The sequence below is a fragment of the Bradyrhizobium sp. LM2.9 genome, assembly GCF_054056555.1.
In genome coordinates, this window is the sequence record NZ_JBSRYJ010000002.1 from 1,764,672 (window position 1) to 1,787,907 (window position 23,236).

Consider the following 23,236-nt stretch of genomic DNA (forward strand, 5'->3'; position numbering starts at 1 on the left):
GCCGTGCACCCGTATTTTTGCGGAAGGATATCGTTCTCAGACTTTGGTGGTGATCGAGATTGGCAGGACGGCCGATGAACCGATTCGTTCACCGCATCATCATGTCCTTGCTGCTCGTGGCGGCCCTCGTTCTGATCTGGAACGTGCTGGGGACGCGCTGAGCCGGCACCGGCAAATCCGCCGGTACCGACTTGCTTGCGAGATAACTAGGAGCCTTAGCGCCGTGCGAATGCGCCGCCGGTCGAATCGCTTTCCTTGCCTATTGCCGCATCGACGCTGACCGATCCGCCGCCGGCTGCCGAGAGGTAGAGGCAGGCGAAGCAGAACAGGATCGCCGCGGTGCCGCCATTGAGCAGCGGCAGGAACACCGGCGTTTCGCCCTTGAACATATGGCCCATGAAGTAGGCGAAGGCCATTTCACCCGAGAGAATGAATGCCGCGAGGCGGGTGAACAGGCCGAGCATCAAGAGCGCGCCAAGCACGAGCTCGATCGTACCGGCCGCGTAGATGATCGGCGGGATGTTCGCGAAGTAGGGCAGCACCGGAAACTTGAACAGTTTGGCGATCCCGTACTGGAACAGCAAGAGGCCGGTGACGAAGCGAAACAGGCTCAAGAGAACCGGTTGAAAGCGATTGAGATAGGCAAAGTTCATTGGTTTGTCCCTCCATCCAATGCGCGACTTGGAACGTATTCAGTTCCGCCTCGCAAGCCACCCGGGATCGATTCCGCGCTGACATTTTCGTCATGTAGGACAAAACACCGCAGTTTGCCGCTTCACTCCGGTTGCGCCGAATTTTTTTCACGCGTAGCCTCGTGAGTCGTACGTAATTTCCCGGTGACATCGAGGGATGCAGGTTACGTCGAGGAGACCTACCGCCGCAAGGCGGGCACGACCAGGAACGGGATCATCCCGAGCACCACGCTCGCAAGTGCGAAAGCGAGCAGCGCGTTGTAGCCATGGGTAACGTCATGGATCAGGCCGCCGCTCCAGGAGCCGAACGCCGAACCGAGGCCGCTGCCGATCGAGATCGTGCCGAAGATGGTGCCGACACGCTTACCCCGAAAAATCTTCATCGCGGTTGCCGTGATCAGCGGTCCACGCGAGCCCATCATGCTGCCGAAGCAGACGACGAAACCGGAGAGCACAATGATGTTGGGGGTGTACTGCAACAGCCACAGCAGGAAGATGCCGAGGATCGAGATCGCGTAGCTCAGCAGCACCGACGGCCTACGCCCGATCAGCCCGTCGAGCGCGGAGACGCCGAGCATGCCGAACACCAGCACGACGCCGGAAAAGCCCCAGGCGGTCGCGGGCCTGGAGCGGCGGAAAGCCGGCATCGATCAGATAGGCCACGATCTGCGCGGCGATCGCATACATGCCGACGGCAGTGAAGAAGAATGTCGAGAACAGCGCCCAGAAGGCGTGATGGCGCATTGCGCTCGGAAGCGTCCAGCCGTGATCGACGAAATCCGGATCGGTCTTCTTCGCGATTTGCGGCGAGCCTGAGGCGAACAGCCGCCATGGCAGCAGCATGAGCGGCACCAGCAGGCCGAGCGTGACGAAGCCGAACAGCTGGTAGGTTTCGCGCCAGCCGAGATGATCGATCAAAAGCTGCGAAGCCGGCAGCAGCGCCAGCACGCCGCCACCCATGGCCGAATAGACGACCGCCATCGCAGTCGGCAGTTTTGGGCCGAACCAGCGGCCCAGCAGAATCGAGTTCGGCACGTTGCCGATGAAGGCGACGCCGATGCCGACGCACAATCCAATCGAGAGCTGGAATTGCCAGAGCGACTGCGCATGGCTCGCGATCAGGAAGGCCGAGCCGAGCAGCAACAGCCCGAGCGCATAGACGATGCGCGGTCCGGAATGATCGAACAGGCGCCCGACCAGCGGTGCAGTCAGTCCGCTAACGAGCCAGGTCAGCGAATAGATCGAGACGACCTGGGCGCGATCCCAGCCGAAGTTTTCCGAGATCGGCTTCAGGAAGACGGTGAAGCTTTCGCTGAGGCCGCGGCCGAGCACGGCGAGCGTGAAGCAGAGCGCGAGCACCACCAGCGCGGTGCGCGCGACGCCCTGCGGCGTCGCCGTGACGCGTTCCCTGGTCGCTTGCTTGGACTGTTCCTTGGACCGTTCCCTGGGCGTGTTCTGGTTCATTGCCAGTCAGGGAGCGCGCTTCGGCGCGCCCTGACAAGCAGCGAAAAGCTCATACGCCTATGCAGGCCTGATGAGGATGTGCTTCTTCTTGCCGAACGACAGCTTGACCACGCCCTCCGGCGTCAGGTTGGCCACTGAGAGCGCCATCTTTTCGTCGGTGACGGGCTCGTCATTCACGCGCAGGCCGCCGCCCTTGATCTGGCGCCGTGCTTCGCCGTTGGAAGCAACGAGGCCCGCCTTGACGAAGGCGTTGAGCACGCCGAGGCCGGCATCGAACTCGCCGCGCGGAATTTCCACGGTCGGCAGGCTCTCGGACAGCGCGCCTTCCTCGAAGGTGCGGCGCGCGGTCTCAGCCGCCTCGTTCGCTGCGTCGCGGCCATGCAAGAGCGCGGTCGCCTCGGTGGCGAGCACCTTCTTGGCCTCGTTGATCTCGGAGCCGCCAAGCGCTTCGAGCTTCCTGATCTCGCTGATCGGCAGCGTCGTGAACAGTTTCAGGAATTTGCCGACGTCGGCATCCTCGGTGTTGCGCCAGTACTGCCAGAAATCATACGGCGAGAACTGGTCGGCGTTGAGCCAGACCGCGCCTTGCGCGGTCTTGCCCATCTTGGCGCCCGACGCCGTCGTCAGCAGCGGCGTCGTCAGCGCGAACAATTGGTGGGTGCCCATCCGGCGGCCGAGATCGACGCCCATGATGATGTTGCCCCACTGGTCCGAGCCGCCCATCTGCAAGCTGCAGCCGGTGCGTCTGGCGAGCTCGACGTAATCGTAAGCCTGGCAGATCATGTAGTTGAATTCGATGAAGCTCATCTCCTGCTCGCGCTCGAGGCGGAGCCGCACGGAGTCCATCGTCAGCATACGGTTGACCGAGAAGTGCCGGCCGACGTCGCGCAGCATCTCGATCCAGTTGAGCTTGGTCAGCCACTCGGCATTGTCGAGCATGATGGCGTCGCTCTTGCCGTCGCCATAGCGCAGCACCTTTGCGAACACGCCGCGGATCGAGGCTTTGTTGGCCTCGATCTCGGCGACGGTGCGGATCGCACGCGTCTCGTCCTTGCCGGAGGGGTCGCCGACCATGGTGGTGCCGCCGCCCATCAGCGTGATCGGCTTGTTGCCGGACTGCTGCAGCCAGTGCAGCATCATCATGGTCAGGTAGTTGCCGATGTGCAGGGAGGGGGCGGTGCAATCGTAGCCGACATAAGCCGTCGCCTCGCCCTTGGCCGCGAGCGCGTCCAGCCCCTCAAAATCGGAGCACTGGTGGATGAATCCACGTTCCTGCAGGGTATTGAGGAAATCCGATTTGAATGCAGTCATTTGTCGGCGTGCCTGACAATTCTTGGTTTACTGTTTTGGGGGCAATTTAAGGATCTACTTGGGAACTCGATTGCCGCCCGCCACTTTGGCCTGTGGCATTATAAGATGTGTCCCTCAGGCACAAGATCGGCATGCCGGAGGGGTTCTCTTGAGGACGCTGATCCATGATGTTGACGGCACTTGGTTTGATGAGCGGCACCTCGCTGGACGGGGTGGATGTCGCGCTGATCGAAACCGACGGAAAGCAAGTGAAGGCGTTCGGGCCGTCCGGCTACCGGCCCTATAGCCCGGCGGAGCGCAATTTGCTGCGCCAGGCGCTGAGCGAGGCCGTGCACCTGGCGCAACGCGATGCCCGGCCGGGAATTCTGGCCGAGGCCGAGCGCGCGGTGACGCTCGTGCACGCCGAGGCAGTGGCCGCCTTCATCGCCCAGAACCGGATGAAACCGGAAGACATCGACATCGTCGGATTCCACGGCCAGACCGTGCTGCACCGCCCCGAGAAGCGGCTGACGGTGCAGATCGGCGATGCGCCGGCGCTGGCCAGGGCAATCCATATTCCCGTGATGCATGATTTCCGCGCCGCCGACGTCGAGGCCGGCGGGCAGGGCGCGCCATTCGTGCCGGTCTATCATCGGGCGCTCGCCAACTCGCTGGACCGTGAGGGGCCGATCGTGGTGGTCAATATCGGCGGCGTCTCCAACATCACCTATATCGACGGCAACGATACGCTGATGGCCTGCGATACCGGGCCCGGCAACGCGCTGCTCGACGATTTCATGTACCGCACCATGAACCAGGCGTTCGACGCCGAAGGAAAGTTCGCCGCACTCGGCAAGGTGGATGAAGCCTGGATCGCGCGGGCGCTGGAGCTGCCGTTCTTCGCAAGCCCGCCGCCGAAATCGCTCGACCGCAACGACTTTGCCGCGCTGAAGCTTGGCGAGGTGGTGCCGGCCGACGGCGCCGCGACGCTGACCGCCTTCACCGCCGCGGCGATCGCCCGCGTCATCCCCCTGCTGCCACGAAGGCCGCGGAGCTGGATCGTCTGCGGCGGCGGCGCCCGCAACCGGACCATGCTCCAGATGCTGCGGGAGCGTGTCGGGTCCGCGACTGTCGAGGCCGCCGAGGCGCTCGGCTGGGCTTCCGACGCCATCGAGGCGCAGGCCTTCGGCTTCCTCGCCGCGCGCGGTTTGAAGGGCTTGCCGCTGTCCTATCCGGCTACCACCGGTGTGCCGATGCCGATGACCGGCGGGGTGATCGCGCGGCCCTGATCTCACAGGCGGTTGATGCAAATGCATTGAACTTGACGGGTGCATGCAAATGCATCTATCTTGGATGCAATTGCATTCAACTGCCGGGATCGTTGCCATGACCGCTTCGCTCAAACTGATCAGCCACACGCTTTGTCCCTACGTGCAGCGCGCGGTGATTGCGCTGAAAGAGAAGGGCGTGCCGTTCGAGCGGGTCGATATCGATCTCGCCAACAAGCCCGATTGGTTCTTGAAGCTGTCGCCGCTCGGCAAGGTGCCGGTGCTGGTGGTGACGACCGACAAGGGCGAGGTCGCGCTGTTCGAAAGCAATGTGATCTGCGAGTACATCGAGGAGACGCAAGGCGGCGTCGCGTTGCATCCGGCGGAGGCACTGACGCGCGCTGAGCACCGTGCGTGGATGGAGTTCGGTTCAGCGACCCTCGGTGACGTCTGGGGTCTGGAGACGACGACCGATCCGGCAACATTCGAAGCCAAGCGCCAGGCGCTCGTGACAAAGTTCGCGCGTGTCGAGGCCGCGCTAGGCGCAGGCCCATTCTTCGCCGGCGATGCGTTCACCCTCGTCGATGCGGTGTTCGCACCTGTCTTTCGTTATTTCGACGTGTTCGATGAGCTGACCGAACTCGGCATCTTCAAGGATCTGCCGAAGGTGAGGGCGTGGCGCGCCGCGCTGGCGAGCCGTCCGAGCGTTCGCACCGCGGTCGGCGCGGACTATCCGCAATTGCTGCGCGCCTTCCTCGTGCGTCATGATGCGCATCTGCTCAAGCTTGCGGCCTGAGCGCACGCCGATGTCATCGTCATTGGCATGGCTCATGCTGGTAATCGCCGGCGTGCTGGACGTCGGCTGGGCGATCTCGATGAAATATGCGGAGGGCTACACGCGCGTTGGCTGGAGCATCGTCTCGCTCGTGCTGCTCGCAGCCTTCGTTGTCCTGCTCGGGCGCGCCCTGAAGGTGCTCGAGGTCGGCGTCGCCTATTCGGTCTGGACCGGCATCGGCGCAGCCGGCACTTTCATCATGGGCGTCGTGCTGTTCGGCGAGACCTTGAGCGCGATGAAGCTTGCGGGCATCGCGCTCGTCTTGATGGGAATCGTCGCGCTCAAGCTGGCTTGAGCCGTCACAGCTCCGCGGCCATCTTCGCCAGCGTTGCGATCGTGTTCATGTTGCGCGCTGTGCCGGTCTTCGCGGCGGGGATGACGAGTTTTGACGACGCCATGCCATCGCCATAGTGCACATAGATCTCGCGGCGGCCGAGCTTGACCTCTTCATCCTTCTGACCGCGAACGCCGGCGAGCGTATCTGCGGGCGGCGCCTTGTCGAGAAAGATCGCGACGGTGCGGTTAGGCGCCATTTTCGGAAACGGATTTTGAGCAGCGACCTCTGCCATCTCGGCGCCGCTGCGCACGAGGACGCCGACCGGCGCGCCGGCGTAGGCGTGCAGTCGCCTTTCCAGCGCGGCCTTGATCGCGGATTCCGATTTGCGGCTGTTAAAAACCACGTTGCCGCTGGCGATGTAGGTGCGCACGGCGTCGAAGCCGAGCTCCTCACACATCGTCTTGAGCTCGCTCATCGGCAGCTTGCCGGTGCCGCCGACATTCACGGCACGCAGCAGGGCGAGGAACGAGCCCATTTGAGGCCTTAGCGCACGTTGGCGAGGCGCATGTCGAGATAGGCCGTGATGGTTTCCATCAGCGGCTCGAGCTTGGCGTCGAAGAAATGGTTGGCGCCGGGGATGACCTGCTGGTCGATCACGATGCCCTTCTGCGTCTTCAGCTTCTCGACCAGCGTGTTGACGTCCTTAGGCGGAACCACCGCGTCCTTCTCGCCATGCACGATCAGGCCCGAGGACGGGCAGGGCGCGAGGAACGAGAAGTCGTAGAGGTTGGCAGGCGGCGCGATCGAGATGAAGCCCTCGACCTCGGGGCGGCGCATCAGCAGCTGCATACCGATCCAGGCGCCGAAGGAGAAGCCGGCAACCCAGCAGGCGCGCGCTTCGGGATTGATGGTCTGCGCCCAGTCGAGCGCCGCGGCCGCATCCGACAACTCGCCGGTGCCGTGGTCGAACGAGCCCTGGCTGCGTCCGACGCCACGGAAGTTGAAGCGCAGCACCGAGAAGCCGCGATGCGCGAACGCGTAGTAGCACTGGTAGATGATCTGATGATTCATCGTGCCGTGAAACTGCGGGTGCGGATGCAGGACCATCGCGATCGGTGCGTTCTTCTGCTTGGCCGGGTGATAGCGGCCTTCGAGACGGCCAGCAGGGCCGGTGAAAATAACTTCGGGCATGGATGATCTCTTGATTGATCTCTTGAAGACGCTCTTCAGCAATCAACCGATTGTAGCCTCATCGGCAGCGACGCCGACGGAAGCGCGAATGGAAGTATGGAGCGGGGCGCCCTCGGATGATGCGCGAGCGGCGCGCGGTGAACTGACGCGCGCGTTCTAGCATGAGGCGAGGGTCAAAAAGCAAGCATCTTGAACATCGCCCAATGAGCTCAAGGTGTTAGCGCGTCATGGCGGAGCCATCGCGCGATGGGGATTCGGAATCGAGATTGCCAAGTGCTCCATGGGGCCCCATGTCGGGTACCAGCGCGGGCGAAGCAACCAACCCGCATGGTAACATAATACTTCATGCCGAGTCGTATTTACCTCGACTGGAATGCGACCACGCCGCTCCGCGCAGAGGCGCGAAGCGCAATGCTCGCAGCCTACGAACTGATCGGCAATCCATCTTCGGTCCATGCCGAGGGGCGGGAGGCGCGCCGGTTGGTCGAGGAGGCGCGGACCACGCTTGCGGCTGCCCTAGGCGCGCAGCCGCGGAACGTCGTCTTCACCTCCGCAGGAACCGAGGCCAACGCGCTGGCGCTGTCGCCGGGCCTGCGGGGGCCGTCTGGCCGGCCTGTCGAGCGCCTGCTGGTCTCGGCCATAGAACATGCTTCGGTGCTGACAGGCGGACGGTTCCCGGCCGGTGAGATCGGTCAGATCCGGGTCATGCGGTCCGGCGTGATCGACCTCGACCATTTGAAGGCGCTGCTCAGTGACGGCCCGCCGGCGCTGGTTTCCATCATGGCGGCCAACAACGAGACGGGCGCGCTCCAGCCGGTCGCCGAGGCCGCGGCGATCGTTCACGAGGCGAGGGGCCTCCTGCATGTCGATGCAATCCAGGCCCTTGGAAAAATCCCTTTTGATATCAAGGCTATCGGTACGGATCTTGCGACCTTTTCTGCGCACAAGATCGGCGGCCCCAAGGGCGTCGGCGCGCTGGTCGTGGCCGACGGAGTGGCCGGACTGGAACCGGTGCTGCGGGGTGGCGGGCAGGAGCTCAACCGGCGCGCGGGAACCGAGAATGTCGCCGGCATTGCCGGCTTCGGAGCAGCGGTGAGGATCGCCCTTCAGGCTTTGCCGGAGGATGCGGAGCGGATGGTAACCCTCAGGGATCGCTTGGAAAATGGCATCCGCAGGGTCACGGGCGCGATCGTCTTCTCAAACGACGTTGAGCGGCTGCCAAATACCGTTCTCTTCACGGCCCCCGGCCTGAAGGCCGAGACCGCGGTGATCGGCTTCGACCTGGAAGGCGTGGCGGTATCCTCGGGCTCAGCCTGTTCCTCGGGCAAGGTGCAGCCGTCTCACGTGCTGTCGGCAATGGGGTATGATGCTGCCATCGCCCAGGGAGCGGTGCGTCTCAGTCTGGGCTGGTCTACGGGACCGGATGACATCAACAGGGCGTTAGAGGCTTGGCGAAAGCTCGGTAATACCCTACTTAAGGGATAAGCGACGAAACACAGCTTGAACGGTTCTAAGCGCGTGCGTCTCGCCAAGAAACATCGTAATAGTCGTCCGAGTTTGATGATCCACCGCGGTCCTTGAAACCGCGAGCGGAGGATAGAATGCCAGCCGTGCAAGAGACGGTCGAGCGCGTGAAGCGCATCGACGTCGATCAGTATCGTTATGGGTTTGAGACCCTGATCGAGTCCGACAAGGCCCCAAAGGGGCTGTCGGAAGAGACCGTCAAGTTCATCTCCGAGAAGAAGAACGAACCCGCCTGGATGCTCCAGTGGCGGCTTGAGGCCTATCGGCGCTGGCGCTGACCATGACCGAGCCGACCTGGGCGCGCGTCGACTATCCCAAGATCGACTTCCAGGACCTCTATTACTATTCGGCGCCGAAGCCGAAGAAGACGATCAGTTCGCTCGACGAGATCGATCCGGAGATTCTGAAGACCTACGAGAAGCTCGGCATTCCCCTGCGTGAAGTCGCGATGCTCGAAGGCGTCGAGCCCAAGCCCGGCGATCAGGATCCTAACAGGCGCAAGATCGCGGTCGACGCGGTCTTCGATTCGGTGTCGGTTGCGACCACGTTCCAGGCTGAGCTGAAGAAGGCCGGCGTGATCTTCATGCCGATCTCGGAGGCGATCCGCGAGCATCCCGAGCTGGTGCAGAAATATCTCGGCTCCGTGGTGCCGACGTCGGACAATTTCTACGCGACGCTGAACTCGGCGGTGTTTTCGGACGGCTCGTTCGTCTATGTGCCGCCGGGCGTCCGTTGCCCGATGGAGCTGTCCACTTACTTCCGCATCAACGAGCGCAACACCGGCCAGTTCGAGCGCACGCTGATCATCGCCGACAAGGGCTCCTACGTCTCCTACCTCGAGGGCTGCACCGCGCCGCAGCGCGACGAGAACCAGTTGCACGCCGCCGTGGTCGAGCTCGTCACGCACGACGACGCCGAGATCAAATATTCGACGGTGCAGAACTGGTATCCCGGCAATTCGGAAGGCAAGGGCGGCATCTACAATTTCGTCACCAAGCGTGGCGACTGCCGCGGCGACCGCTCCAAGATTTCCTGGACTCAGGTCGAGACCGGATCCGCGATCACCTGGAAGTATCCAAGCTGCATTCTGCGCGGCGACAATTCCAGCGGCGAATTCTATTCGATCGCGATCTCCAACGGTTATCAGCAGGTCGACTCCGGCACCAAGATGATCCACCTCGGCAAGAACACGTCGAGCCGGATCATCTCCAAGGGCATCGCCGCCGGCAAGTCGCAGAACACCTATCGTGGGCTCGTCACGGCGCATCGCAAGGCGACCGGCGCGCGCAACTTCACGGCCTGCGATTCCCTGCTGATCGGCGACAAATGCGGCGCGCACACCGTGCCGTATATCGAAGCCAAGAACTCGTCGGCGACGTTCGAGCACGAGGCCACCACATCGAAGATCTCCGAGGACGTGCTGTTCTATTGCATCCAGCGCGGCCTCACGCAGGAGGAGGCGGTTGGCCTCGTCGTCAACGGTTTCGTCAAGGACGTGCTTCAGCAGCTGCCGATGGAATTCGCGGTGGAAGCGCAGAAGCTGATCTCGATCTCGCTCGAAGGATCGGTCGGCTAACTCCGACCCTCGCGGTGCGCGCATCGCGCCCTATGCATCATTTGAATAAACTGGACACCAAGATGGCTTTGCTTGAAGTGAAAGACCTCAAGGTTCGTGTCGAGGAGCGTGAGATCCTCCACGGGCTGACGCTGACCGTGAACGAGGGCGAGATCCACGCGATCATGGGGCCGAACGGCTCCGGCAAGTCGACGCTGTCCCACGTCATCGCCGGCAAGCCCGGTTACGAGGTCACCGACGGCGAGATCCTGTTCAAGGGCGAAGACCTGCTCGCGATGGCCCCCAACGAGCGCGCCGCCAAGGGCGTGTTCCTGGCGTTCCAGTATCCGGTCGAGATTCCCGGCGTCTCCACCATGAATTTCCTGCGCACCGCGCTGAATGCGCAGCGCAAGGCGCGCGGCGAGAGCGAATATTCGACGCCTGACTTCTTGAAGAAGGTTCGCGAAGTCTCGAAGTCGCTCAACATCCCGCAGGACATGCTCAAGCGCGGCGTCAATGTCGGCTTCTCCGGCGGCGAGAAGAAGCGCAACGAGGTGCTGCAGATGGCGCTGTTCGAGCCGAGCCTGTGCATCCTCGACGAGATGGATTCAGGCCTCGACATCGACGCGCTGCGCATCGCAGCCGACGGCGTCAACGCGCTGCACTCCCCCAAGCGCGCGATGGTCGTCATCACCCATTATCAGCGGCTGCTGAACTACATCGTGCCCGACGTCGTGCACGTGATGTCGAATGGCCGCGTCGTGAAGAGCGGCGGCAAGGAACTGGCGCTGGAGCTGGAAGCGTCCGGCTACGCCCAGTTCGAGGACGCCGCGTAAGGATTGTTTGAGATGAACGTTGCTGTGGCAAAGACCGGAAACGGCCGTGCGGTGAGCGATCTGTTCGCCAGCGCCGAAGGCCGCCTGCCGGGTTCGCCTTCTGTGATCGCGGCGCGCCGCGAGGCGTTCGAGACCTATGAACGTCTCGGCCTGCCGCACCGCCGGATCGAGGAATGGAAGTACACCGATCTGCGTGCGCTGGTCGGCGAGGTGCTTCCGCTTGCGGCTTCGCCCGATGCGGCTGCGTTGAAGCGCGCCGCGGACGCGGTGAAAGCGCATGCGATCGCCGGCGCCCGCAAGCTGGTGCTGGTCGACGGTGTGTTCGCGCCCGATCTCTCCGACGTCAAGGCGCTCGCCTCCGAGGCGGGCTTCAAGACCTTGCGGGAGACGCTGGAGAAGGATTCCGGTCTGTTGAAGACTGCGGCCACCGATGCCGTGATCGCGCTGAACGCGGCGATGGCCACCGACGGTGTCGTGCTTGATATCGCCGACGGCGCGCAGCTGTCCGCGCCGATCCAGATCATTCACATCGCGACCGCTGCTTCGGCATCGGTATTCACCCGCTCGCAGGTCGCGGTCGGGAAGGGCGCTCGCGCCACCATCATCGAGAGCTTTGTCGCGGCCGGCGCTAAGGCTTACCAGGTCAACGATGCCGTCATCCTCTCGGTCGGCGACAACACCGACCTCGCGCATATCCGCCTGATGGACGATTCGCCGGATGCGGTGAACATCACCTCGCAATTCGTCACTGTTGGCGCGCATACAAAGCTCAACTTCTTCAACATGACCACCGGTGCTGCGGTCAGCCGCCTCCAGGGCTTCGTCACGCTGGCGGGCGAGGGCAGCGAGCTCTCGGTCAACGGCGTGAACCTGTTGCAGAAGAACCGAACATGGCGACACCACGCTGGTCGTCGACCATGCCGTGCCGAACTGCTTCAGTCGCGAAGTTTTTCGCGCCGTGATCGACGACCGTGCGCACTCGGTGTTTCAGGGGCGTATCATCGTCCGTCCCGATGCGCAGAAGACTGACGGCAAGATGATGATCCGTGCGCTGCTGCTCTCGGACGAGGCGGAAGCCGACAACAAGCCCGAGCTCGAGATCTTCGCTGACGACGTCTCCTGCGGTCACGGCGCCACCGCCGGCGCGCTTGACGACAATCTCTTGTTCTATCTGAAGGCGCGCGGCCTGCCGGAGAAGCAGGCCCAGGCGCTGCTGATCCAGGCTTTCGTCGGCGAGGCGATCGAGCAGATCGCCGATGATAATCTGCGCGAGCATGTGATCGGCATTGCCGAGCGCTGGCTGGAGCGGCGCCAATGAGCACGCATCCCGCAGTCAAGAACGGTGCCTATGACGTTGCGCGTGTGCGCCAGGATTTTCCGGCGCTGGCCATGCAGATCTACGGCAAGCCGCTGGTCTATCTCGACAACGCCGCCTCGGCGCAGAAACCGAGCGCCGTGCTCGACCGCATGACGCAGGCCTACACCAGCGAATACGCCAACGTGCATCGCGGCCTGCATTACCTCGCCAACGCCGCGACCGAGGCCTACGAGGGCGGCCGCACCAAGGTGGCGCAGTTCATCAATGCGCCGCGGACCGAGGAAGTGATCTTCACCCGCAACGCGACCGAGGCGATCAACCTGGTTGCGTCGTCTTGGGGCGGGCCGAACATCAAAGAAGGCGACGAGATCGTCATCTCGATCATGGAGCACCACTCCAACATCGTGCCCTGGCATTTCCTCAGGGAACGCCATGGTGCCGTGATCAAATGGGCGCCGGTCGACGACGAGGGCAATTTCCTCATCGACGAGTTCGAGAAGCTCTTGACGGCGAAGACCAAGCTGGTCGCGATCACGCAGATGTCGAACGCGCTCGGCACCATCGTCCCGGTCAAGGAGGTCGTGAAGATTGCTCACGCCCGTGGCATTCCCGTGCTGGTCGACGGCAGCCAGGGCGCCGTGCATCTGCCGGTCGATGTCCAGGACATCGGCTGCGACTTCTATGTCTTCACCGGCCACAAGGTCTACGGTCCGACCGGCATCGGCGTGCTCTGGGCCAAGTACGACCACCTCGTCGCGATGCGCCCGTTTAACGGCGGCGGCGAGATGATCCGCGAGGTCTCGCGCGATGTCGTCACCTACGGCGATCCCCCGCACAAATTCGAGGCAGGCACGCCCGCGATCGTCGAGGCCGTCGGACTTGGTACTGCCATCGACTACGTCAATTCAATCGGCAAGGAGCGCATCGCCGCGCACGAGCACGATCTCGTCACCTACGCCCAGGAGAAGCTGCGCGAGATCAACTCGCTGCGGCTGATCGGTACCGCGCGCGACAAGGGCCCGGTGATCTCCTTCGAGATGAAAGGCGCACACGCCCATGACGTCGCCACCGTGATCGATCGCCAGGGCATCGCGGTGCGCGCCGGCACCCATTGCGTGATGCCGCTTTTAGAGCGGTTCAACGTCACGGCCACATGCCGGGCGTCGTTCGGCATGTATAATACGCGGGAAGAAGTCGATCATCTGGCACAGGCGCTGTTGAAGGCGCGGGATTTGTTCGCATGAGTGACACGGCCGAAATCAAAGCCAATCCGATGGAAACCCGGTCGGCACTGCCGCCTGAGGAGACCGAACGTTTGACCACCGAGATCATCGCCGGGCTCAAGACCGTGTTCGATCCGGAAATCCCGGCCGACATCTACGAACTCGGCCTGATCTACAAGGTCGAGATCAAGGACGATCGCTCGGTCGACGTCCAGATGACGCTGACGACGCCGAACTGTCCGGCCGCCGGCGAGCTGCCGACCATGGTCGAGAACGCGGTTGCCAGCGTCCCCGGCGTCGGCGTGGTCGACGTCAAGGTGATCTGGGAGCCGGCCTGGACGCCGGAACGTATGAGCGACGAGGCCCGCCTCGTGCTCAATATGTGGTGACGCGTAACCTTGGCTTTAGATCCTTGTTAGATCCTTGGTATTGAATTCGCTCGGCAACGGACCACATCACTGACATGACACAGATATCGTCAGGCTCGACACCAGCATCCACTCCAAAGCCGAGGCGGCCCCGCCCGCAGGTGATGCGGCTGACGGACGCTGCCGCCCAGCGCATCACCGAGCTGACCCAGCGCGCCGATTCCGAGATCGTGGGCCTGCGCGTCGGCGTCAAGAACGGCGGCTGCGCCGGCCAGTCCTACACGGTCGAATACGCCCATGACGTCCGTCCGACCGACGAAGTCGTCGAGGACAAGGGCGTCAAGATCCTGGTCGATCCCAAGGCCGTGCTGTTCCTGCTCGGCACCGAGATGGACTACAAGGCCGACAAGATGCAGGCCCAGTTCGTCTTCAACAACCCCAACCAGATCTCCGCCTGCGGCTGCGGCGAATCGGTCGAGCTGCGCCCGGCGACGATCGACGGGTAGTCTTCTCACGTTGCTCTCGTGTCCCGGGCGCGCTGCAGCGCGCTTGCGCTGCTGCGCAGAGTCGGGACCCAGGCTATGGTCACCAGTACAAGACGACTGGGCCCCGGCTCAGCAGCGCACCGTTTCACGCTGCGCTGCGTGGGGGGCACGAGAGAGCCCGCCATGGACCGCGAATTCCTGATCGACCTGTTCGCCGATTTCGGCCCCGTCGCCATCCGAAAAATGTTTTCCGGCTACGGCATCTCCGCCGACGGCATCAACTTCGCACTGGCCTTGCGCGCCGGCCTTTTTTTCCGCGCCGACGAGATGACCATCCCGGACTTTGAGGCCGAAGGCTCAAAGCCGTTCCAGTATTCGACCCGCGCCAAGGCCGTGCTGGTGAACTCCTATTGGGAGCTGCCGGCCCGCCTGTTCGATGATTCCGCGGAGCTTGCGCAATGGGCGAAGGCGGCGCTCGCCGCCGCCCAGGCGCGCCAAGGTGAAGAAGCGGCCGAAGGCGAAGAAGGCGGTCAAGAAGCCAGCGAACCAGCCAGCGAAGAAGGTCGCCAAGCCCGCGAAAGCGGCGAGGAAAGCGGGCAAGAACAGCCCGGCTCGCAAGCGCGCCAAGCGAAGGGCTTGAGGATCAATCCACGGCCTTCGTCAGGCCAACCCTCATATCCTTGGCCGTGAAGACACAGACGCCGTCGGCAAGCACGCGACCGTCGGCAAATCCCAGAACCAGCCTGCCGCGCCTCACCTGGCGCATGGTGACCTCATAGCGCACACATCCTGTGTCCGGTGTGATGGATCCCGTGAACTCCACCTCGCCGACGCCGATGGCGCGGCCCTTGCCCGCCGAGCCCGACCATCCCAGCCAATAGCCGATCATCTGCCACATTGCGTCCAATCCCAGGGAAGCCGGCATCATGGCGTCGCCGCGAAAGTGGCAATCGAAGAACCAATGGGCTGGCGTGATGTCGAGTTCGCCGACGATATGGCCTTTGCCAAACCCGCCGCCGTCCACGCTGATCTCCGTGATGCGATCCATCATCAGCATCGGCGGTGCCGGCAATTGCGCGTTGCCAGGGCCGAAATAGCCGCCTTCGCTCGATCTCAGCAGTTCGTCTTTCGTGTAGGACGGCTGCGGTGTGTGAAAATCATGCGGGTTGGGCAAGGCGACAAATCCTCGGTGCTCGCAGTCAAGCGATGAGGAAAATGTCGTTGGTCAGGTCGGAATGTCAAGCGCGGGTGGCGTCGCGTAGCGTCGGCGTCACGCCACCCGGTTGTGCGTCTCGACCGCGAATTCCGGATCGGCCTCGCAGATCACGCGGTTGCGGCCGTTGCGCTTGGCGGCATAGAGGCAGGCATCCGCCCGTTCGATCAGCGCCTCGGTGTCGTCGCCCTGCTTGAGCATGGAGACGCCGACGGAGATGGTGACGCGGCCGAGGATTTCGCCGGTGGACTTCTTCTTCAATTCCTTCGCCATCACCGCGCGGCGGATGTGATCGGCCACGGTGAGGGCCTGGCGCAGCGCAGTGTTGGGCAGCACGACCGCAAATTCCTCGCCGCCATAGCGCGCGGTGATGTCCTGGCCCTTGATGGTCTGTTTCAGGGACACGCCGACGAGCCGCAGTACCTGGTCGCCGGTGAGATGTCCGTAGGAATCGTTGAACGACTTGAAATGATCGATGTCGACCAGCAGCAGCGACAGCGGCTCGCCGGAGGCGAGTGCGCTTTGCACGGCCATGCCGATCATGCGATCGAAATATTTGCGGTTGCCGAGCCCCGTCAGCGGGTCGGTCAGGCTCTCGGCACGGATCGCCTCCAGGCTCTGCTGGAGGTTGCTGATCTCGCTCTTCGACAGGGTCAGCCGGCCTTCCAGCGCCTTGTTGGTCTCGCGCATTTCACTGGTCGAACGCAACAGCGTCTCGACGATCGACTTGATCTGCTCGCGGCTCTTTGCCGATGACAGCTGTTCGGTCGCGCCCGACAGGCTGGCGTCATAGGAGCCGGACATCCCGAGTGCGTCGCCGAGAACCTTCATGACGTCGTCGATCTCGCCGATGACGCGCGCGCCGACCTTGTCGATGCGGTCGGTGGTCTTGATGTGGGAGAGGTAGGTCTCGTAGATCTGCTCGAGATCGGCTTCGGTCAGCTTGCCGCTCCGCGCCAGCGTCTCGTTGATGATCTTGTTGAGCGGCGCGTTGTAGCCGGTGGCGTAGACGTACCAGATCTCGTAATTGCGGGGAATTGCCGTCTGCCGCAGCGATCGGATTTGACCGAGCGCTACCTCGGCGAACGCCATCGTGCGTTCGTGTTCGTCGAGCACCTTGACCACGAAACATACCCCACAGCGATCGGCGCGCCGTCGACCGCAGAAATTCTTAAATTATGTTCGTAGGCTAACGGACGATCGTGAAGGCCCCGTAAATATACGTCCCCGAATGCATCCAAAAAATTGCGCACCAGCTTTATCTCAACCGAAACCTGGAGCGCATCGCGCTTCAGGCTCCGGCGGGGGAGCGAACCGGCCGCAGCAGAAATGCCGGCAGATGCGAGTGATCGCCCGGCTCGCTGTCGGCCTCGCGTTGGCGGCGCGGCTCGGGACGGCCGATCGACGGCACATGCGACGGATTGGCCTGCTGCTGACGCGCGCCGTCACGCGGCTCGGATGATGGCTTGGCTTCACGCGGAAGTCTTGCTTCACGCGGAGGCCTTGCCTCGCGTGCGGGCCTTGCTTCGGAAGCGGGCCTTGCCTCGGGAGCGGGCCGTGCTTCGGCTGAAGGCTGTGCCTCGCCACGCGGTTCGCGCGGCTCGTGGCTGCGCTCACGATCACGACCGCGCTGCGGCTTGCCGCGTCCGCCGCGTGAACGTTCACGGCCGCGCTGCTCGCGCGGACGCTCGCCCGCGTCGGAAGCATCGGTGCGGACTTCGTAATCACCTTCGGCGCGTGGAATGCTCTGGCCGATCAGCTTCTCGATCGCCACCATCGACTTCTGGTCAAGCGGCGTGACGAGCGAGATCGCCATGCCGGACCGGCCTGCGCGGCCGGTGCGGCCGACGCGGTGAACATAGTCGTCGGGATGGTGGGGGACGTCGAAATTGAAGACGTGGCTGACCTCTGGAATGTCGAGGCCGCGGGCGGCGACGTCAGATGCGACCAGGAGGGGCAGCTCGCCCTTGCGGAACTGTTCGAGCGCCGCCGTGCGGGCCGACTGGTCCATGTCGCCGTGCAGCGCGCCGACGCTGAAGCCGTGCTTTTGCAGCGATTTGTGAACGACGGCGACCTCGCGCTTGCGATTGCAGAAGATGATCGCGTTCTGGAGATCCTTGGCCTCGCGCAGCAGTCGGCGAAGCAGCTCGCGCTTCTCATGCACCTCGCGCCCGGCCGGGACCTGACACTGCGTAACGGTGACAGCGGTGGTGGCGGGCTTCGACACCTCCACCTTCTGCGGATTGTGCAGGAAGGCTTCGGTGATTCGCCGAATCTCCGGCGGCATGGTCGCGGTGAAAAACAGGGTCTGCCGCGTGAACGGGACGAGCTTGCAGACGCGCTCGATGTCGGGAATGAAGCCCATGTCCAGCATGCGGTCGGCTTCGTCGATGACGAGCAGCTCGACGCCGGTGAGCAGCAGGCCACCGCGCTCGGTATGGTCGAGCAGGCGGCCGGGAGTGGCGATCAGCACGTCGACGCCGCGCGTCAACTTGGCATCCTGGTCGCCGAAGGAAACGCCGCCGATCAGCAGGGCGACGTTGAGTTTCTGGCCTGCGCCGTAGCGGTCGAAGTTTTCCTTCACCTGCGCCGCGAGCTCGCGGGTTGGCTCAAGGATCAGGGTGCGCGGCATGCGCGCCCGGGCGCGACCCTTTTCGAGGATGGTGAGCATCGGCAGCACGAACGCCGCGGTCTTGCCGGTGCCGGTCTGGGCGATGCCGAGCACGTCCTTGCGAGCAAGGACGTGAGGGATCGCCTGTTCCTGAATGGGGGTCGGGGGTGGTGTAACCGGTAGCCGCGACTGCGGCGAGGACTTTTTCGGATAGTCCGAGATCTGAAAAGGACATTGAGCCTCTGGTCGAAACCGCCGTTCGGAATCGAGGGTGATTAAGGCTGTCGCGTTCCACCCCGAAACGGCGCGCTCTCAAAGAAGCTGGGGGTGCTGACTCACGCGAACAAAGCGCCAGGCTCAGGAATCGCTCTTCGATACCGAGCCGCGTCGTCCGGAACATAGGCGGGAATCGGCCAAAGTCAATGGAGCAGCCGCGGGAAGGCCCTAAAAAACCGGAGGTTTTCGTCCAAATAGCGGGCGCGACTGCGGTTTTCCGCCCAGTCCAGCGGTCAGCCGGAGCTGTCCAAACGTCGGCTAACGCCGCTCGGGACCTTGGGCGCGGAAGTCGCCGGGGGCCATCCCGTAAGCGGCGTTGAAGACCCGATAATAGGTCGCCAGGCTGTCGAAGCCGCAGGAGGCCGCGATGTCGGCGATGAGCCGGTCCGGGGCTTCGCGCATCAGACGGCGGCTGTGTTTCAGGCGCTCGTCCGTCACGGTTTGCGAAAAACTCCTCGTCGCGCTTTCGAACAGCATGTGCAGGTGACGTACGGAGATGCCGAGCAGATCGGCGACCATCATCGGCGTTAGATCCGGTTCCTGCAGGTGGCGCGCGATCAGGCGCCGTGCCTGCGAGAGCCGGGCTGTCCGCAGCGCGGCCTGCCCGAGGCGGCTGCCGGGCCGCACGATGCCGCGCTCGATCAGCGCCAGATGGGCCAAAGCCTGGACGAGGGAAGCCGCATCGGCGGCGCTATCATCGTCAGCGGCGGCCTCGCCGAGATCTGCGAAGCAGGCGCCGAGCAGGGGCGCAAGGCTGGGATCGTCGAACGTCCGGGGCGCAAGCTCGCGCATGCGCTTGTCCTGCCTGGCGAGGCCGCTCAGAGGGATCTTCAGGATCCGCAGGTGGAAGCCTCCTGCGCCCAGCGGCGCAGTGCGATAAGGCAGGTCGGTGTGGCTGGTGGCGAAGCTGCCATTGGCGATCGCGAAGTCGCTGCCACGCATGCCGCCGAACCAGCCGCCGCTGCCGAGCTGCTGATAGACGCAGATGCTGTCACCGGGCGCGTGGGCGATGTCTGACGTGCTGCGTTCGACCGTGTAGTGCGAGGCCTTCAGTTCGACGAGACCGCCGCCGCCAAGCTGGCGTAGCGAGAATTCGCCGAAGAAGTCCGCGCGGCCTTCGCGCTCGAGTTCGGCGGTGACGCCGAACAGGCCCTTGGCGCGCACTTCGCGCCAATAGTCGAAGCGGTCGTGCGGCTCGACCTCGTCGGTGCACCAGTGATACACGGCTGCCCCTCGCTTCCAGCGGAATTGCCCACAAGAATTGCCTAAGAAAAAGCAGATTTCGGCGGAGTCGACTATAGCCAGAACACGGAACCTGAGTCCTCAGGGCTGTTGAACCGGTGGTATGGCTGGGCCGACTATCACATCAACGGCGGGGTTCCAATGAACCGTCGTTCGAGGGAGCCGGCGTGGGCCGTTCTTGAAGGATTTTCGATGACGCGTCAGCTTTTCAGAATTTTGGCATTGCTTGGTCTCGCGGCCGGCCTCAGCGGTTTCGCGCTTCCCGCCTATGCCGGGAAGCGCGTCGCGCTCGTCGTCGGCAACAACGACTACAGGAACGTTCCAAAGCTGCTCAAGGCGGTCAACGACGCCCGGACCATGGGTGACACGCTGAAGCAACTCGGTTTCTCGGTGATGGTCGCCGAGAACCAGAGCCGGCAGCAATTTTCCGAGACGCTGCTCGCGTTCGATCGGGCGATCGAGCCCGGCGACACCGCGTTCTTCTTCTATGCCGGCCACGGCTTCGAGATCGCCGGCCAGAACTATCTGCTGCCGACCGACGTGCCGGCGGCGACGGAAGGGCAGGAAGAGCTGGTGCGTGACGCATCCATCCTGGCCGACCGCATCGTCGAGCGCCTCCAGAACAAGAAGGCGCGAACCTCGATCCTGGTGTTCGACGCCTGCCGCAACAACCCGTTCGAGCGCAAGGGCACCCGCGCCGTCTCCGGTGGTGGCGGGCTTGCCCCGATGGTGCAGCTGCCCGAAGGCGTGTTCTCGGTATTCTCCGCAGGCCCGCGCCAGACCGCGCTCGACCGCCTCTCCAACGACGACGCCAATCCTAATTCGGTGTTCACGCGCACCTTCGCCAAGGAGCTGCTCCAGCCCGGCGAGAACCTGGTGCAGGTGGCGCAGCGGACGCGCCGTCTGGTCAGCGAGATGGCCGATACCGTCAAGCACAGGCAGGTACCGGTCTATTTCGATCAGATGGTCGACGACGTCTTCCTTAGCGGCGTCGCCAACGACACGGTCGCCGCTGCGCCGCGCCCCGCCGATCCGCCGGCGCAGAAGCTCGCGGCGCTGCCGCCGGTGTCGGTGCCGCGCGTGCCGAAGGAGGAGACCACCAACGCGCCGATCGCGAGCTTCTCGCGGCACAATGGCGGCTGGAGCGTCGTGTTCTCCTTCGCCGATCCGACCCTCGGCATTTCCTGGCGCATGGCCGGCAACGCCGATTTCCGCGAAACCGGCTTCATCGATTCGCTCGACCCGCGCACGCGCAAGAGGATGCCGAACCCATCGATCGAATTGCCGCCGGACGCTGTGGCCGGCACCATCGAGATCCGCTATGTCGACCAGTCCGGCGACATGCAGGGGCCGTTCCCGATCAGGTTCGATCCCGAGGCCGCGCTGATCCGCGACCAGCGCAAGATCCTCGACATGACCGCGACGAGCTGGCTGTCATTCCGCGAGTTCAACGGGCTGCTGGTCTACTACACGCACCTCGTGTCCTATCGCTGTGCCATCCGCGAGGTGCGCATCGGCATCGACACCGCCGTTCCGAACCAGGTGTTGAAGATGCCGGGCTGCGACCTGCGCGATCCCAGCGCGATCAGCGCCGGCATGCCGCTCTACATGAAGCTCGCGCCGGCAACGCAGTCCATCTCGGTGGAGCTGACCTATCGCGACGGCAGCGTGTCGGAGATCAAGAGCTTCCGCAGCGCCAACCGCAGCAACAATTGATGACGCGGGCGGAGGCGTCGCACACGCTTCCGCTACCCGCGGCGCTTCCTGATGAAGCGCTTGACGGAATCGACGGCTTCGATCAAGGGCGGAGCCAGCGAGAAGAACGCGCCCATCGCAATCGAGACGATGACGTGCCGCAGGGGCTTTTCCTGCTCCTCGAACGGATAGCCGTTCTGGTCGATCGGCACCGGCGCAAGCGCGCCCGTCTGCCGCGGACCCGACTTCCGCGGCTTGCGCGGCGGAATCATGATCAGGACGATGAGCGCGTTGATCAAGATCCAGACGCCGAGCACGATAAGGATAGTCCGCACTGCACTTTCCTGAAATCAATCGTAATGTGTGGCGACGCTAACGGCCATTCGCAATTGCGGCAAATGAATCTTGTTTGCTGCATCGCACAGAAAACTTAAGTCAGAAACGAGGGACCCGTCGTGAAACCAGATGCGTCACAGGCTCCGCAAGGTTCCACTGTAAAAGTGCGCTGTTGCATCGTCGGCGGCGGCCCGGCCGGCATGATGCTCGGCTATCTCCTGGGGCGCGCCGGCATCGATGTCGTGGTGCTGGAGAAGCACGCGGATTTCTTCCGCGACTTCCGCGGCGACACCGTGCATCCCTCGACGCTCCAGGTGATGGACGAACTCGGCCTGATCGACGGCCTCCTGAAGTTGCCGCATCAGCGCTTGCAGAAGATGGACGGCCTGTTCGGCGGCACGCCCGTTCGTATCGCCGATCTCAGCCGCCTCCGCACCAAATACCCCTTCATCGCCTTCATGCCGCAATGGGATTTTCTCAATTTCCTCCGTGAGGCCGGCAAGCGCTTCGCCTCGCTGAAGGTGATGATGAACACGGAAGCCCTCGACCTGATCCGCCGCGGCGAGACGATCACCGGCGTGCGGGCGAAGACGCCGGACGGCATCGTGGACATCGAAGCCGATCTCACGATTGCCTGTGACGGCCGGCATTCGACCGTGCGCGAGCGGGCCGGTCTCGAGGTCGAGGAGATCGGCGCGCCAATGGATGTGCTGTGGTTCCGCGTCGGCCGCAAGGCGGACGAGAGCGAGAACCTGTTCGCGCGCGTCGAGCGCGGCAAGATGATGATCACCTTTGACCGGGGCGACTACTGGCAATGTGCCTATGTCATCGCCAAGGGACAATACGACGCGGTGAAGGCGAGGGGATTGCAGGCGCTGCGCGACGATGTCGTTTGCATGGCGCCGATCCTGAAAAGTGGCATTGCCGACGTCAAGAGCTTCGACGATCTCAAGCTGCTCACCGTCGCGATCAACCGTCTGACGCGCTGGACGCGACCGGGCCTGCTTCTCATCGGCGATGCCGCGCATGCGATGTCGCCGGTCGGCGGCGTCGGCGTCAATCTCGCCGTGCAGGATGCAGTCGCGACCGCAAACCTGCTGGCGGACAAGATGCAGCACGGCTGCCCGTCGGAGGACGAGCTCGATGCCGTGCGCCGTCGCCGCGAGTTCCCGGTGAAGATGACGCAGCGAATGCAGATGGTCGTGCAGAACAACATCATCAGCGGCGCCCTGCAGGGCGGCGATCGGCCACTGAAAGTGCCGCTGATCGTGCGCCTCATCACCGCGCTGCCGTGGCTCCAGGGTATTCCGGCGCGCCTGCTGGCGCTTGGCGTCCGGCCCGAGCATGTCCGGTCGAAGGCGGCGCCGGCACAGTAGTGCAAGGACCAGGTAGGGATAATGTCGCCTTAAATCGCACCCGGTGCGTTGCCTGCGTGCAACAGCGAAAACGGATTCAAACCGCGCTGCTTGCCAATCCGGCGTCTTAACTTTCTTGATTCAAATTTGAGTAAGAACTGCGTGTGAGCGTGCACCCATCA

The 23,236-nt window shown here is 63.5% G+C and carries 18 protein-coding genes and 5 pseudogenes; 13 read left to right on the plus strand and 10 right to left on the minus strand.

Annotated features, from left to right (window positions below; all coding sequences use genetic code 11):
- Nucleotides 1-215 precede the first annotated feature (215 nt).
- The 3 genes and pseudogenes from ACVWW3_RS09785 to tyrS form a co-directional block, all read right to left on the minus strand.
- Nucleotides 216-653, minus strand: a complete 438-nt coding sequence (locus tag ACVWW3_RS09785; protein ID WP_247347159.1) for a DoxX family protein — start codon at nucleotides 651-653, stop codon at nucleotides 216-218.
- 218 nt (nucleotides 654-871) lie between these two features.
- Nucleotides 872-2,156, minus strand: a pseudogene (locus ACVWW3_RS09790) (MFS transporter).
- A gap of 57 nt (nucleotides 2,157-2,213) precedes the next feature.
- Nucleotides 2,214-3,467, minus strand: coding sequence for a tyrosine--tRNA ligase (gene tyrS / locus ACVWW3_RS09795; RefSeq protein ID WP_456650193.1), 1,254 nt, complete (start codon nucleotides 3,465-3,467; stop codon nucleotides 2,214-2,216).
- Nucleotides 3,468-3,631: 164 nt separating this feature from the next.
- On the opposite strand from tyrS, the gene ACVWW3_RS09800 reads away from it, so the two are divergent.
- From ACVWW3_RS09800 to ACVWW3_RS09810, 3 genes are all read left to right on the plus strand, one after another.
- The gene (locus tag ACVWW3_RS09800) at nucleotides 3,632-4,735 is read left to right on the plus strand and encodes an anhydro-N-acetylmuramic acid kinase (RefSeq protein ID WP_247347151.1); all 1,104 of its coding nucleotides are present in this window, start codon (nucleotides 3,632-3,634) and stop codon (nucleotides 4,733-4,735) included.
- A gap of 97 nt (nucleotides 4,736-4,832) precedes the next feature.
- Nucleotides 4,833-5,510 (plus strand): glutathione S-transferase family protein, encoded by a 678-nt coding sequence (locus ACVWW3_RS09805; RefSeq protein ID WP_456650192.1) that lies wholly within the window; start codon nucleotides 4,833-4,835, stop codon nucleotides 5,508-5,510.
- Nucleotides 5,511-5,520: 10 nt separating this feature from the next.
- Nucleotides 5,521-5,844, plus strand: coding sequence for a DMT family transporter (locus ACVWW3_RS09810; RefSeq protein ID WP_456650191.1), 324 nt, complete (start codon nucleotides 5,521-5,523; stop codon nucleotides 5,842-5,844).
- Between the two features lie 4 nt (nucleotides 5,845-5,848).
- Here ACVWW3_RS09810 and ACVWW3_RS09815 read toward each other — a convergent pair whose 3' ends face one another.
- Together ACVWW3_RS09815 and ACVWW3_RS09820 are read right to left on the minus strand one after the other, a co-directional pair.
- The gene (locus tag ACVWW3_RS09815; protein WP_354048659.1) at nucleotides 5,849-6,361 is read right to left on the minus strand and encodes a DUF1697 domain-containing protein; all 513 of its coding nucleotides are present in this window, start codon (nucleotides 6,359-6,361) and stop codon (nucleotides 5,849-5,851) included.
- Nucleotides 6,362-6,369: 8 nt separating this feature from the next.
- The gene (locus ACVWW3_RS09820) at nucleotides 6,370-7,017 is read right to left on the minus strand and encodes an alpha/beta hydrolase (protein ID WP_007591562.1); all 648 of its coding nucleotides are present in this window, start codon (nucleotides 7,015-7,017) and stop codon (nucleotides 6,370-6,372) included.
- 345 nt (nucleotides 7,018-7,362) lie between these two features.
- Here ACVWW3_RS09820 and ACVWW3_RS09825 point away from each other — a divergent pair, with 345 nt between their 5' ends.
- The 8 genes and pseudogenes from ACVWW3_RS09825 (at nucleotide 7,363) to ACVWW3_RS09860 (ending at nucleotide 14,966) form a co-directional block, all read left to right on the plus strand.
- Entirely contained in the window at nucleotides 7,363-8,502 is a 1,140-nt protein-coding gene (locus tag ACVWW3_RS09825; protein WP_456650190.1) for a cysteine desulfurase family protein, read from the plus strand.
- 116 nt (nucleotides 8,503-8,618) lie between these two features.
- Nucleotides 8,619-10,117, plus strand: a pseudogene (gene sufB, locus ACVWW3_RS09830) (Fe-S cluster assembly protein SufB).
- A gap of 62 nt (nucleotides 10,118-10,179) precedes the next feature.
- Nucleotides 10,180-10,932 (plus strand): Fe-S cluster assembly ATPase SufC, encoded by a 753-nt coding sequence (sufC, locus tag ACVWW3_RS09835; protein ID WP_247347137.1) that lies wholly within the window; start codon nucleotides 10,180-10,182, stop codon nucleotides 10,930-10,932.
- A 12-nt stretch (nucleotides 10,933-10,944) separates the two neighbouring features.
- Nucleotides 10,945-12,250 (plus strand): annotated as a pseudogene (gene sufD / locus ACVWW3_RS09840) (Fe-S cluster assembly protein SufD).
- Nucleotides 12,247-13,494 carry a cysteine desulfurase gene (locus ACVWW3_RS09845; protein WP_456650189.1) on the plus strand — a complete coding sequence of 416 codons (1,248 nt, stop codon included), beginning with the start codon at nucleotides 12,247-12,249 and terminating at the stop codon, nucleotides 13,492-13,494. Before sufD ends, ACVWW3_RS09845 begins: the two are co-directional and overlap by 4 nt.
- Nucleotides 13,491-13,862, plus strand: a complete 372-nt coding sequence (locus ACVWW3_RS09850) for an SUF system Fe-S cluster assembly protein (RefSeq protein WP_106950866.1) — start codon at nucleotides 13,491-13,493, stop codon at nucleotides 13,860-13,862. The genes ACVWW3_RS09845 and ACVWW3_RS09850 overlap by 4 nt, the downstream gene beginning before the upstream one ends.
- A 74-nt stretch (nucleotides 13,863-13,936) precedes the next feature.
- Nucleotides 13,937-14,347, plus strand: a complete 411-nt coding sequence (locus ACVWW3_RS09855) for a HesB/IscA family protein (protein ID WP_456650188.1) — start codon at nucleotides 13,937-13,939, stop codon at nucleotides 14,345-14,347.
- Nucleotides 14,348-14,509: 162 nt separating this feature from the next.
- Nucleotides 14,510-14,966: pseudogene (locus ACVWW3_RS09860) on the plus strand (TfoX/Sxy family protein).
- Between the two features lie 3 nt (nucleotides 14,967-14,969).
- Here the strand turns inward: ACVWW3_RS09860 and fabA are convergent.
- The 4 genes and pseudogenes from fabA to ACVWW3_RS09880 form a co-directional block, all read right to left on the minus strand.
- Complete coding sequence (gene fabA, locus ACVWW3_RS09865) at nucleotides 14,970-15,500, minus strand: bifunctional 3-hydroxydecanoyl-ACP dehydratase/trans-2-decenoyl-ACP isomerase (RefSeq protein ID WP_456650186.1); 531 nt, start codon at nucleotides 15,498-15,500, stop codon at nucleotides 14,970-14,972.
- Between the two features lie 96 nt (nucleotides 15,501-15,596).
- Nucleotides 15,597-16,664, minus strand: a complete 1,068-nt coding sequence (locus ACVWW3_RS09870) for a GGDEF domain-containing protein (protein ID WP_456650185.1) — start codon at nucleotides 16,662-16,664, stop codon at nucleotides 15,597-15,599.
- A gap of 166 nt (nucleotides 16,665-16,830) precedes the next feature.
- Nucleotides 16,831-18,385, minus strand: a pseudogene (locus ACVWW3_RS09875) (DEAD/DEAH box helicase).
- Between the two features lie 299 nt (nucleotides 18,386-18,684).
- Entirely contained in the window at nucleotides 18,685-19,650 is a 966-nt protein-coding gene (locus ACVWW3_RS09880) for a helix-turn-helix transcriptional regulator (protein ID WP_456650183.1), read from the minus strand.
- 210 nt (nucleotides 19,651-19,860) lie between these two features.
- Here ACVWW3_RS09880 and ACVWW3_RS09885 point away from each other — a divergent pair, with 210 nt between their 5' ends.
- Nucleotides 19,861-21,384, plus strand: a complete 1,524-nt coding sequence (locus tag ACVWW3_RS09885; RefSeq protein ID WP_456650182.1) for a caspase family protein — start codon at nucleotides 19,861-19,863, stop codon at nucleotides 21,382-21,384.
- Between the two features lie 32 nt (nucleotides 21,385-21,416).
- On the opposite strand, the gene ACVWW3_RS09890 is transcribed toward ACVWW3_RS09885, so the two are convergent.
- The gene (locus tag ACVWW3_RS09890) at nucleotides 21,417-21,698 is read right to left on the minus strand and encodes a hypothetical protein (protein ID WP_456650181.1); all 282 of its coding nucleotides are present in this window, start codon (nucleotides 21,696-21,698) and stop codon (nucleotides 21,417-21,419) included.
- A 120-nt stretch (nucleotides 21,699-21,818) separates the two neighbouring features.
- On the opposite strand from ACVWW3_RS09890, the gene ACVWW3_RS09895 reads away from it, so the two are divergent.
- Entirely contained in the window at nucleotides 21,819-23,075 is a 1,257-nt protein-coding gene (locus ACVWW3_RS09895) for an FAD-dependent oxidoreductase (RefSeq protein WP_456650180.1), read from the plus strand.
- Nucleotides 23,076-23,236 lie beyond the last annotated feature (161 nt).

Bases quoted from the DNA above. Each gene is read 5' to 3' on its own strand.
- ACVWW3_RS09785 (WP_247347159.1), bottom strand. From the start codon at position 653: ATGAACTTTGCCTATCTCAATCGCTTTCAACCGGTTCTCTTGAGCCTG.
- tyrS (WP_456650193.1), bottom strand. From the start codon at position 3,467: ATGACTGCATTCAAATCGGATTTCCTCAATACCCTGCAGGAACGTGGA.
- ACVWW3_RS09800 (WP_247347151.1), top strand. From the start codon at position 3,632: ATGATGTTGACGGCACTTGGTTTGATGAGCGGCACCTCGCTGGACGGG.
- ACVWW3_RS09805 (WP_456650192.1), top strand. From the start codon at position 4,833: ATGACCGCTTCGCTCAAACTGATCAGCCACACGCTTTGTCCCTACGTG.
- ACVWW3_RS09810 (WP_456650191.1), top strand. From the start codon at position 5,521: ATGTCATCGTCATTGGCATGGCTCATGCTGGTAATCGCCGGCGTGCTG.
- ACVWW3_RS09815 (WP_354048659.1), bottom strand. From the start codon at position 6,361: ATGGGCTCGTTCCTCGCCCTGCTGCGTGCCGTGAATGTCGGCGGCACC.
- ACVWW3_RS09820 (WP_007591562.1), bottom strand. From the start codon at position 7,017: ATGCCCGAAGTTATTTTCACCGGCCCTGCTGGCCGTCTCGAAGGCCGC.
- ACVWW3_RS09825 (WP_456650190.1), top strand. From the start codon at position 7,363: ATGCCGAGTCGTATTTACCTCGACTGGAATGCGACCACGCCGCTCCGC.
- sufC (WP_247347137.1), top strand. From the start codon at position 10,180: ATGGCTTTGCTTGAAGTGAAAGACCTCAAGGTTCGTGTCGAGGAGCGT.
- ACVWW3_RS09845 (WP_456650189.1), top strand. From the start codon at position 12,247: ATGAGCACGCATCCCGCAGTCAAGAACGGTGCCTATGACGTTGCGCGT.
- ACVWW3_RS09850 (WP_106950866.1), top strand. From the start codon at position 13,491: ATGAGTGACACGGCCGAAATCAAAGCCAATCCGATGGAAACCCGGTCG.
- ACVWW3_RS09855 (WP_456650188.1), top strand. From the start codon at position 13,937: ATGACACAGATATCGTCAGGCTCGACACCAGCATCCACTCCAAAGCCG.
- ACVWW3_RS09885 (WP_456650182.1), top strand. From the start codon at position 19,861: ATGACGCGTCAGCTTTTCAGAATTTTGGCATTGCTTGGTCTCGCGGCC.